Consider the following 11,101-nt stretch of genomic DNA (forward strand, 5'->3'; position numbering starts at 1 on the left):
AACCGCAGCTGTTGACCCACGGGCACGCACCATGCACTTTAGCGATGAACTGATGGGCGACCTGATCCGTTTTGTGTCTTCGCACGAAGTTGGCCATACTTTAGGCCTGCGCCACAATTGGGGGTCAAGCTCCACAACACCGGTTGAAAAACTACGCGACAAAGCATGGGTTGAAGCTAATGGCCATACACCTTCTATTATGGATTATGCCCGTTTCAACTACGTGGCACAGCCCGAAGATAACATCACCAAAACAGGTTTATACCCACGTATTGGTGATTATGATAAATGGGCCATTGAATGGGGATATAAATTATTGCCTAATTCGCCATCGCCCGAAGCAGAAAGAGCTATCCTGAATAAAACGACTGTTGAGCGATTAAAAGATCGTCGCCTATGGTTTGGTACAGAAAGCAACCCCGACGATCCGCACTCACAAAACGAGGATTTGGGCGACAACGCAATGAAAGCCAGCGCATACGGTATCAAAAACCTGAAAGTGATATTGGCCAAACTACCCGAATGGACTAAAGAGCCTAACGAAGGTTATGAGGATCTTGACAATATGTACGGTCAGTTAACCTCACAATTTGGCCGTTATATGGGTCACGTTGCCAAAAACATTGGTGGCATTTACGAAAACCCGAAAACTGTTGAGGAAGCCGGTAAAATTTACGAAAACGTACCTGCCGCAACCCAAAAAGAAGCAATGGACTTCCTTGACGTGCAATTGTTTACCACGCCTACCTGGTTGTTGGATGAAGGTATCCTGAAAAATATCGATGGCAACCCGGTGCAAGTGATAGCAGGGTTACAGGAAACTACGTTAACCCGCATCATCAGCAACCATACTTTATTTAAACTGATTTCGGCTGAGGCTGAAGACGGCGCGACTGCCTATAAAGTGAGCGACCTGTTCAACGATATGAACACCGTCGTTTTCCGTGAGCTGAAAAGCAACCAAGCTGTTGACGTTTACCGTCGTAATCTGCAAAAAATGTATGTTGAAAAACTGATTGCTCTGGTAAAACCACCAGCACCGGTTGATCCGGCTGCTGCGGCACTTGCCGGTGGTCGCAGGGCCGGTGGCGCGCCACGCGATGCCGATAAAGAATTGACCGACGTTGTTTCGGTAGCTAAAGCACAGCTTAAAGCTATCAACGCCATGATCAAAGCTTCTTCATCTACCGATAGCATGACACAATACCACCTGCAGGATCTGTCCGACAGGATAACTGAAACACTGAACCCTAAAGGTTGAGTTATTGATTGAGTTTTAATTAAAAGGCTTCCCGGGTTCCGGGAAGCCTTTTTTTATGTTATTCGATTTGCTTAATTTTATTGCTGATTACTATGAATTTAGAGCGCTACAACTATTTAACAAATGATTATCGGGCTTATGAATTTTATAGTGAAGGGCCGAAAGGTAGCATTAGAAAATTAGTTATATTCACTAAAGTTCCGGATACAGAACCGCCGATCTTTAATTTGGCATTTGGCGATGCTCATCCAATTACCGGTAAATTAAATGATGCGGTTATAAGTAATAATGAAGATAGAGATATAGTATTGGCAACTGTAGCCAATACTATTGCCACATTTTGCGACCATTATGGTAATCATTATATTTATGCAGAGGGTAGCACTCCATCACGCACACGGTTATATCAAATGGGTATTGCCGCTCTATGGAACGATATCAGCACGGATTTTGATGTATATGGATTGAAGGATAACGAATGGCAAGCTTTTAAACCATACAGCTTAAACTATGAAGCGTTTTTGGTTAAAAGAAAGTAATTAGCTATTTTTGATAAAAGAAAAGGAGGATTTATGCCTGCTACAGTAAAGCACACAGAAAAAGGATTTGGCCCTGCCATCGAAAGTAGTCAGGTTAAAAGTCATGCCAACGATCCATTTGTTATTAAGAAAGTTGAAAAAGCAAGGGAAACACTTAAAAAAGTGGGATTGCCTGATTTAACAAAGAAATAATACTTCATTCGTACCAAAAGACCGAAAATTATTTGGCCTTTTTCATTTGATTTCTAATCTTTGATCACTCTATTTTCATCTTCTCGGCATCGTACTTGCGGATGATGAGGCGCGAGCCGCTGCTGTTGCTAAAATAGCTTCCCGCCCAATTGATAAATACGATAACCCGGTTACGCGCGCTCACCAACGACATGAGGTGTACAAATCCCCATATCAACCAGGCAAAAAAGCCCTGGAAATGCAGGCGGCCCAAGTCGGCAACAGCCAGGTTTTTGCCAATAGTAGCCAACGAGCCTTTATCAAAGTACTTGAAAGGTTCCATGGGCTCATTATTGGTTAAGTGTACCAGGTTTTTTGCCAGTTGCTTGCCTTGTTGTATTGCCGCGGGTGCTACACCGGGGTGGCCGTCGGGCGTTTCCGGGGTAATTACGGCAGCAACATCGCCAATAGCGAATATATTGGTATAACCCTTCACCTGGTTAAATTCGTTGGTTTGTATGCGGTTACCGCGAACAATGGTATCCTGCGGAATGCCTTTTACTGTTTCGCCCTTTACACCTGCGGCCCACAGCACATTGCGGGTTTGTATTAACTTGCCGTTATCAATTACCAGCGCATCGCCGGTATAACTTTTTACGTGTACGCCGGTATGCACCTCTACGCCCAATTCAATCAAAAAATCCCGAGCCTTTTTGGATGCGTTGGCAGACATAACAGCCAGCAAATCCTCTTTGCCTTCCACCAGGTAAACCTTCATGTCTTCTTTGCGCAGTTCGGGGTAATCATTAGTGAGTACGTAGTTGCGCATTTCGGCCAGCGCTCCCGATAGCTCTACACCCGTTGGCCCGCCCCCTACCACCACAAAATTGAGCAGCGCTTCTTTTTCTTCCTGGCTTTCGGTAATAATGGCTTTTTCGATATTCTGCAACAACAAACTGCGCAGGTTCAACGCTTCGGGAATGCTTTTCATGGGCATGGTGCGTTTGGCCAACTCATCGTTACCAAAAAAATTGGTGGTCGATCCTGTGGCCAATACCAGGTAATCGTAAGCAATTTCGCCGATATCGGTGCTGATGGTGTTCTTTTCAGGGTTCACCTGTTGCACCATTGCCATGCGGAAGGCGAAGTTCTTTTGATCGGCAAATATTTTCCTTATCGGGAAGGCGATAGAATCGGCCTCGATATCGCCCATCGCAACCTGGTACAACAGCGGTTGAAAGGTGTGGTAATTATTTTTGTCCACCATCAACACCTCAACAGGCTTGTCTTTCAGCCGTTTGGCCAGTTCAATGCCGCCAAAGCCGCCGCCAATGATAACCACGCGCGGGTGGTGGGATATATCGTTTAAATGCATCATACCGTAAAGCTAAGCCATATGTTTCAATAAGGCTAAAATTAGCTGTATTGTTTGCAATAGCATGATAAATAATTAAAATTTAATGCATTTTGGTATAAAAACATAACATTAAGTTCAAATACCGTTCATTTTCGGTTTGTTTTAGGTTAAATGCCTTCTGCATTTAAATCAAACTGTATATTTGTGGCATAAAACGATTAAAAATCGTATGATTCGGGGGATAAATGAAGCTAAACGTCGTTAAAATTGGCGGAAACGTTATCGATAATTCGGAAAACCTGCACCGCTTTTTGAAAGACTTTGCAGCGCTCGACGGGTTTAAAATACTGGTTCATGGCGGCGGAAAAGCAGCCACACAGCTTTCGGCAACATTAGGAATTGAGACGAAAATGGTTGACGGCCGTCGTATTACCGATATCGAAAGCCTGCGCGTGGTAACCATGGTGTATGCCGGGCTTATTAATAAAAATATAGTGGCAGCCCTACAAGCTGTAGGTTGCAATGCGATAGGGTTAACAGGTGCCGACGGCAATTTTATCGTGGCCAAAAAAAGGCCGGTTAAAACCATCGACTATGGCTTTGTTGGCGATATTGACGAGACCTCGATAAACCCTGCAAACATCGCCAAACTATTGGAGGCCGGTTTTGTACCCGTTTTTTCGGCGATAACGCACGACGGCGCGGGGCAATTGCTGAATACCAATGCCGATACCATAGCTTCGGCTTTGGCGGTGGCTTTGGCCAAACTGTATGATACCACGCTGATCTATTGTTTTGAAAAAAAGGGCGTTTTGAAGGATATTGATGATGAAACATCGCTGATAACCGATATTGACCCTATTACATACGAAGACTTAAAAAAACAGAACATTATTGCAGGTGGCATGTTGCCCAAGCTGGACAATGCCTTTAGAGCGATAGCAAGCGGCGTTACATCCGTAATAATCGGCCAGGCCGATGAGCTTGGCCATTTAAAACATAACAAAACATTTGGTACCCGCTTAAGTACAGGTATATGAACATGAACGCATTGAACAAAAACATCGCCATTTTAGGGAGCGGGAACATTGGGCTTGCCTTGGCCAAAGGCTTGGTAAAAGCAGGAATTTATCAGCCGCAGCAGATTACGCTTACACGCCGCAATACGGCAGCATTGGCCGACCTGGCCGAGGAAGGTTATAAAGTAACCGACGATAACGCGAAAGCCGTAAGCAAAGCCCATATCGTGGTGATAGCCGTGTTACCGCAACAATTGAACAAGTTGTTGGACGAAGTAAAAGACAGCATCAAAACCAAAAAGCATTTGCTCATCTCGGTGGTATCGGGTGTAAGCTGTGCCGATATACGCCGTTATTTGGACATCGATGTGCCCGTAGTACGCGCCATGCCCAATACGGCCATCGCCATAGGCCAAAGCATGACCTGTATTGGCAGCGACAATGCAGACAAACACAACATTGCCTTAGTTAAAGAATTGTTTGATACAGTAGGCATCACCATCCCGATAAACGAAGAACTGATGACCTCGGCAACAGCCTTGTGCGCCTGCGGTATCGCGTTCTTTTTACGATCCATCCGCGCGGCATCACAAGGCGGAACGGAAATTGGTTTCCACGCGCACGACGCGCTGAAGATGGCCGCCCAAACCGCCAAAGGCGCCGCCGACCTGCTGCTACAATTAGCCACCCACCCTGAAAGCGAAATTGATAAGGTTACATCGCCAAAAGGCTGCACCATTGCCGGCCTGAACGAAATGGAGCACAACGGCTTTAGTTCGGCCATGATAAAGGGGATAAAGATGTCGGCGGATATTGCGGGGGTGTTGTATAAGAAAGATGCCTGATGCTGTAGTCGCAGACTACAGGCATAATGGTTCGTAGACAGAGTCTACGAACAGCTGGAGGAAGGAGAGCGATTTTATCATGTAGTTAAATCCATAAAGGTTCCTGGCGGTTATCCCAAAAATAACCTATCATAATACAATTTTCATATATTGAATAAAACATGGAGCAATTTTTATGAAGGACGCATCTTCTCATACCCGTTTTTTCATTTAAAACAGGGTATAAAAAGGGGGATATAGCTATTGTATTGACACTCTTTACAACCGTGTTTTCAAATTTCTTAACGAAATTATCGCCCCATCTTTGCCGAAGCTGCTCAATAACTGAATAGTAAGTTTCTTTGGCCTCGGGCGTGAACCTTATTTCAAAGTTCATTTTTTAAACATGTGTTTTTCTTTAAATTCCTCAAAAGAAATACTTTGTCCGGCTTCGTATTGTTTTATACTCCTTTCAAAACCTTCAATCACGTGGGGGGGAAGCTTTTCAGGCTGTGGCTCAAACTGAACTTTCAAAGCTTTAAGCACTGCTTTAACGGTTTTCAATTGCTCCGGACTATCAGGGTGTATCAGTAACGATTCCATATAAACAAATATACAACTGTGTACATGTTTATTCAAAGCTTATTTCTACAATTTCTGAGCGAAGACTCCCTTAATTCCCCGGATTTGCTTTATAATCCGCGAGCCTTTTTTCAATCCGTGCCGATTCTTTGTCCTGCTCAACCGGATCGGCAATGTAATCTTTTATCCGTTGGCCTTTCGGGTTCGATTCTTCGGTAATGTTCGCCACAAAAGCGCGTTTTGCAAAAAAATCGCCAATGTTTATGGCGGGCACATTTTTAATGATGGCGGGCACATTGAGCGAAGCCAAGATTGGGATGCATTGCTTGTATTTTAACCAGCAAACCGGCTGCACCCCAACACTATCCCCATTGCTTAGCCTGATAATGGTGAGCGGAGCTATACCGATAATCTGTATTTCTACTTTTTTGGTTTGTTTGTTTAGGTATACTACCTCTTTAATGCGATATGCCGCCAGGTTATCGGGATTAAATGAGTCTACAACTTTTTTTGTGCCTATCTTATTACCGTCCGCATCAAACTTGTCTACCGTTACGGTATTATTGGCTTTAGCTGCCACTTGTGTCGTCGTGAGTTTTTTGCCAAAAGTTTCATCATCAATATTTTTCGGGGTCGCCAGGTCATCGTAGGCCATTATTTTTTGTTGTTTGATAGCTTTTAGCAAGGCAGTAAAAAGTGTATTGCCCGGCGAGCTGAGCACCTTGTTTTGTGGGTTTTGCAGGTCGATTTCCCTGGTGTAGCTATGATAAAATTTCAGATTGCTTAATTCGGGTTGAGCAGGCTTAGCTTCGGCTGAATGAGACGAACTGCGTTTAATAGTTTTGCCTTTAACTACTTTCGACGTATCGTTTATTGCATTACGATTAGTCGCACGCACAAAATTAAACGTGGGATGTAACAAAATAGCCAATCCAATCGTAATGGTATAAGCAAGGGTTTTCATTTTTTTGTATTTGGATTAATGCATCATGCAATGTAATATTAATTATTTGATTAACAGAGTTATACATTGGCAAATGTCCCACCTAATGACTGTTATTGGCGACAGTGTAAAAAAGGTGCAATATTATTATAACATATAAATTACAAATAACGTTACATTTATTTAGCGACAATATATTTTTTATCAAAAAAATGTTTTAGTTTCGCCTTCGTTAATTCGGATTGAGCTTTCAAACATTAACCTCCCCGAATGAATATTGACTGACCGAATATGGGTATTATTATCATCTTTGTTAATTTATTTATCTATTCTATCTATGTCTATCAAAAACTTAGTTTTCCCGATTAAGTTACTAACAATTTTTATTTGTTTTAGCCTTGTCTTTAACAGCGTAACCCCTTACGACAGGTTAAAGAACGGTGATATAACAGGCTGCGCGTTCTACAACGCCGAATCGTACACTATTTTAAAATTTAAAACAGGCAGCCTCACCTTCACCCGTTGGAGCGGCATGCCCGGATCCACTAACCAGTATAAAATTGAAGAATACAATATGCCTTACTCTTATTATAAACCCGGCATGAGCGGGAGTATAAACGGGATACAGTTTATTATCTTAAACAGAACGGCACAGAACAAACCAAACTACTATCTTACATATAACGGGGTTACGTATGCCTTGAGTACCGATTATAGTGATTAATTACCGGTACATCTGCTTTTACGGATCCTAATAATCAGCACGATTAAATGCTATTAAGTCGATATTTTAGTAAAATATCGACTTTTTTTTGTATATTGTATCGAACCAAAAAAGGGATTTTGGAGCACGAAGCCCGAAGAAACGATTAGGTTCCAACTGGGGCATGGCGATGACAGATAAGAGAAATATTTCTTACTTTTTCCCCCTTTTTGTGAACTGTCGCGGCAAGGATGGGCGGAAGCAAAAAAATATTAAAAGAAATCCTACTTTCCCCCCCCCCCAATAAAATGCGGTAATTTGTAGTTGATTGTTACGATATTTTGCCTGGCATGAAAAAGATACCTATATCCCTTTTTTTACTCTTGCTGTTCCTTTCGGGATACTGACAAAAAGTGGGGCTGGTATTTAGCGGCGGCGGGGCCAAAGGCCTGGCGCATATCGGGGTCTTAAAGGCTTTGGAAGAGAACCATATCCCGATAGATTATATTGTTGGCACTTCGATGGGTGGTGTGGTTGGCGCACTTTATGCCGCTGGTTACTCGCCCGCCCAAATTGAGCATATGGCGGTAAGCAGCAACTTTCAGGATTGGGTTAACGGCAAATACAGCAGCGATTATAGCTACTTCTTTCAGAAAAAGCCCGAAAACCCGTCAGTTATTGCTTTAAAACTGGAGATAGATAGTGGTTTTCAGGCAAGATTCCGCTCCACCCTGATAAATGATGTACCGCTTAATTTCGGGTTTATTGAATTGTATACCCAGGCATCGGCAAAAGCCAAAAACAACTTTAATAACCTTTTTGTGCCCTTTAGGTGCGTAGTAGCCGATGTGTTTTCGCAAAAGGTAATAGATGTTGATCATGGCAGCCTGGTGGAAGCTGTGCGCGGTACGGTAACCGTACCCATGATATTCAGACCGATAAAGGTTGACGGACGCTATGTGTTTGACGGTGGTTTGTACGACAACTTTCCTGTGGACATTATGAAACAGGATTTTAAGCCCGATTTTATAATCGGCTCAAACGTGTCATCAAAAACCTTTACAGACTACCCGAAAGACAATGATGATAAACTGATGGGCCGTTTGTTGGTTTATATGTTCCTGTCGAAATCGGACAGCACTACTATCGGTAAAAACGGTATCTATATACAACCCAACCTGGCTAATTACAGTACTACAAATTTTGAACCTGTTGCTGCCATGATAAAAGCCGGGTATGATGCCACCATTGCCGATATTCCGCGCATAAAAGCAGCCATATCCCGCCGTAGCGACACAACCGAACTGGATAAACTCAGGCTTGAGTTTCAAAAAGCGGATGGTGAAGTAACCTTTACAAATATTATTGTTAACGGGGTCGATTTTCAGCAAAAGCGATATGTGGAGCGTATGTTCCGTAAGTTTGATAGTGCGCCAATCACCTTAAGTGATATAAAGGATAGCTATTATCGGCTGGTTACAAACGATAATTTTGAGACTGTTTATCCCCGCATTGTTTATCACCCTACCGACAATACATATGATTTTGAGATTGATGTAAAATCGAGCAAAAACTTTAAAGTGGATGTGGGTGGAATAGTATCGAGCAGGCCCATCAGTTCGGCGTACCTGGGTTTGCAGTACGATTATGTAAATCGTAACGCCTATACATTGGGTGCCAACTTTTATTCGGGTAGGTTTTACGAATCGGTACAAGGCACTTTGCGTAGCGATTTCCCCAACCGGCTACCTTTTTATTTAGAAGGCGAGTTTACTTATAACAATTGGGACTATTTTGACACCAATGATATTTCGGTACAAAAAGCAAAGCCTATTTATGTACAACAAACCGATCGTAAAATAGCTTTGAAAGCGGGTGTACCTATTGCCAATAACGGGAAGATTGAAGTACAGGCCGGTTACGTTAACACAGGTGATGACTATAGCCCCAACAATACTTACCAAAATGGCGACACATTAGATGTTAGTAGGTTTAATGGCTTTAAAACGGGTATAGCCTTCGAAAAAAACCTGCTGAATAGGAAACAATACCCCAATAAAGGAAATAGTTATTATGTGGGGCTGCAATACTTTAATGGCACCGAAAACTACCTGCAAGGCAATATATTACACAGCGGCACATCGCCCGAAGTTGACGTTAAACGGCAATGGCTGGTGGCCAAAATAAGCAACGAGAATTACTTTTTAACTTCTAATAAGCTAAGTCTGGGTTACCGATTGGAAGGGGTGATTAGCAACAAACCCTTATTTAAAACTTACGAGGAGTCGATACTCACCGCGCCTACATTTTACCCGCTGCAAGATTCGCGCACATTAATTTTACCCAACTTTAGGGCGCAAAGCTATGGTGCCGGAGGGCTGATTACCGTGGTAACACTCAAAAAGAACCTGGAATGGCGCAGTGAAGGCTACTTATTTGTCCCGGTACAAGGTATTGTACGTAATGGCTTGCAAGATGCCCGTTATACCAATATCTTAGTTTCGAATAAAATTGCTGCGAGCACAGGGTTTGTTTACCAGAGTTTCGTAGGCCCTATCAGCCTTAGTTTTAACTATTATGATGATGACCAACAACGCTATGGTATTATGTTTCATGCAGGGTTTTTGATTTTTAATAAACGTGCCTTGGAATAAGTTTTTGATATGAAAAAATACGCCTTCCTGATTTGTATTGTAATGCTAAGTGTATTATCGGCATTTGCCGATCCTATATCGATCAAAAACTTTGCAGTAAAAGAAAACCCCTTTGGCAAAGACGAGCTTGCCATAGTGGCAACCGATACAGCCGGCGTTATACAGGAAGGTATTAACGGCACTTTCAAGTTTTCGATTAATGGATTTGACGAAGACCTGGCATTTGAGCATGGTACCGCGCTTTACCACCGCAAATTGTACAAGTCGAGCTTTCTCTATGTAAAACATAGCGATGATGCAGGTTCGAACAGTATTTTGTATTACATTTTCAAGCAGGACGCTAAGCTTACCCCAGTCCGCATAAGTTGGATCGTATTGATAGCCATACCCTGCATATTGATACTATTGGGCTATATGTTCAGAAAGCTGATCATTTTAGCCATTGTATTATTTTGCCTATTCGTTTATTTCAACCATCATAGCGGGCTGGATATCGGCACGTTCTTCGAAACTGTGTTTGATGGAATCAAACACCTGTTTTCGAAAAGCTTTTAGACCACTAAAAAACGATTCAACGATCCTAATAATTAAAACGGCAGGCCAATACCAAAATTCAACTGCATAAAGTTATAGCCCTCGCCATTTGCTGCATAATATGCATTTTTGAAGGCACCTGCATGTATCAACTCATTAAAGTGATTGACGAGCACCCATTGATCTGATCCATTAAATTGAGGGTCCTTAAATTTAAAGGCTGCATCAAGGCGAAAGACGAAAAAAGCAAGGTCGAACCGTAAGCCTGTTCCAACCCCTATTGCCGTGGACTGAAATATATTACTGAAGTTAAAAGTACCATTAGGGCTATCTGTCTCAGGTTTTAAACGCCAAACATTGCCAAAATCAGAGAAAAAGGCACCGTTCAGCTTTGCACCAAAAAAGTTGTTCAGTATAGCGTACCGGTATTCCAGGTTGCCAACTATCTTGATTTCGCCAAATTGGTCAAGATATTTAAGCCTCGTCCTGATAGAATCGCTGGCATAAGCCGTGG

At 42.6% G+C, this 11,101-nt stretch carries 12 protein-coding genes; 8 read left to right on the forward strand and 4 right to left on the reverse strand.

Features of this window, described 5'->3' with window-relative positions; all coding sequences use genetic code 11:
- The 3 genes from QZX97_RS02210 to QZX97_RS02220 all read left to right on the forward strand — a co-directional run.
- The coding region (locus QZX97_RS02210) for a zinc-dependent metalloprotease (RefSeq protein WP_295664104.1) at positions 1-1,261 on the forward strand (1,261 nt) is incomplete at its 5' end.
- A 92-nt stretch (positions 1,262-1,353) separates the two neighbouring features.
- Positions 1,354-1,800, forward strand: coding sequence for a hypothetical protein (locus QZX97_RS02215; protein ID WP_295653050.1), 447 nt, complete (start codon positions 1,354-1,356; stop codon positions 1,798-1,800).
- Between the two features lie 33 nt (positions 1,801-1,833).
- Entirely contained in the window at positions 1,834-1,992 is a 159-nt protein-coding gene (locus QZX97_RS02220; protein WP_295653053.1) for a hypothetical protein, read from the forward strand.
- 64 nt (positions 1,993-2,056) lie between these two features.
- On the opposite strand, the gene QZX97_RS02225 is transcribed toward QZX97_RS02220, so the two are convergent.
- Complete coding sequence (locus tag QZX97_RS02225; protein ID WP_295653057.1) at positions 2,057-3,346, reverse strand: NAD(P)/FAD-dependent oxidoreductase; 1,290 nt, start codon at positions 3,344-3,346, stop codon at positions 2,057-2,059.
- Between the two features lie 227 nt (positions 3,347-3,573).
- Here QZX97_RS02225 and argB point away from each other — a divergent pair, with 227 nt between their 5' ends.
- Together argB and proC are read left to right on the forward strand one after the other, a co-directional pair.
- Entirely contained in the window at positions 3,574-4,368 is a 795-nt protein-coding gene (argB, locus tag QZX97_RS02230) for an acetylglutamate kinase (protein WP_295653055.1), read from the forward strand.
- A gap of 2 nt (positions 4,369-4,370) precedes the next feature.
- Positions 4,371-5,192 carry a pyrroline-5-carboxylate reductase gene (gene proC / locus QZX97_RS02235; RefSeq protein ID WP_295653059.1) on the forward strand — a complete coding sequence of 274 codons (822 nt, stop codon included), beginning with the start codon at positions 4,371-4,373 and terminating at the stop codon, positions 5,190-5,192.
- Positions 5,193-5,564: 372 nt separating this feature from the next.
- On the opposite strand, the gene QZX97_RS02240 is transcribed toward proC, so the two are convergent.
- Both QZX97_RS02240 and QZX97_RS02245 read right to left on the reverse strand, forming a co-directional pair.
- A complete protein-coding gene (locus tag QZX97_RS02240) occupies positions 5,565-5,774 on the reverse strand; it encodes a DUF2683 family protein (protein WP_295648263.1) in 210 nt (69 codons plus the stop codon).
- Between the two features lie 70 nt (positions 5,775-5,844).
- Positions 5,845-6,717 carry a hypothetical protein gene (locus QZX97_RS02245; RefSeq protein ID WP_295648265.1) on the reverse strand — a complete coding sequence of 291 codons (873 nt, stop codon included), beginning with the start codon at positions 6,715-6,717 and terminating at the stop codon, positions 5,845-5,847.
- A 316-nt stretch (positions 6,718-7,033) separates the two neighbouring features.
- Here QZX97_RS02245 and QZX97_RS02250 point away from each other — a divergent pair, with 316 nt between their 5' ends.
- The 3 genes from QZX97_RS02250 to QZX97_RS02260 all read left to right on the forward strand — a co-directional run bounded on the left by QZX97_RS02250 (position 7,034) and on the right by QZX97_RS02260 (position 10,608).
- On the forward strand, positions 7,034-7,420 hold the full coding sequence (locus QZX97_RS02250; protein ID WP_295648267.1) for a hypothetical protein: 387 nt from the start codon (positions 7,034-7,036) through the stop codon (positions 7,418-7,420).
- Positions 7,421-7,812: 392 nt separating this feature from the next.
- Entirely contained in the window at positions 7,813-10,053 is a 2,241-nt protein-coding gene (locus QZX97_RS02255) for a patatin-like phospholipase family protein (RefSeq protein WP_295648269.1), read from the forward strand.
- Positions 10,054-10,062: 9 nt separating this feature from the next.
- A complete protein-coding gene (locus QZX97_RS02260; RefSeq protein WP_295648271.1) occupies positions 10,063-10,608 on the forward strand; it encodes a hypothetical protein in 546 nt (181 codons plus the stop codon).
- Positions 10,609-10,640: 32 nt separating this feature from the next.
- On the opposite strand, the gene QZX97_RS02265 is transcribed toward QZX97_RS02260, so the two are convergent.
- Positions 10,641-11,101, reverse strand: a 461-nt coding sequence (locus tag QZX97_RS02265; RefSeq protein ID WP_295664107.1) for a BamA/TamA family outer membrane protein, incomplete at its 5' end; no start/stop codon positions are given.

The organism is uncultured Mucilaginibacter sp., assembly GCF_903893715.1.
In the GTDB taxonomy this organism is placed as follows: domain Bacteria; phylum Bacteroidota; class Bacteroidia; order Sphingobacteriales; family Sphingobacteriaceae; genus Mucilaginibacter.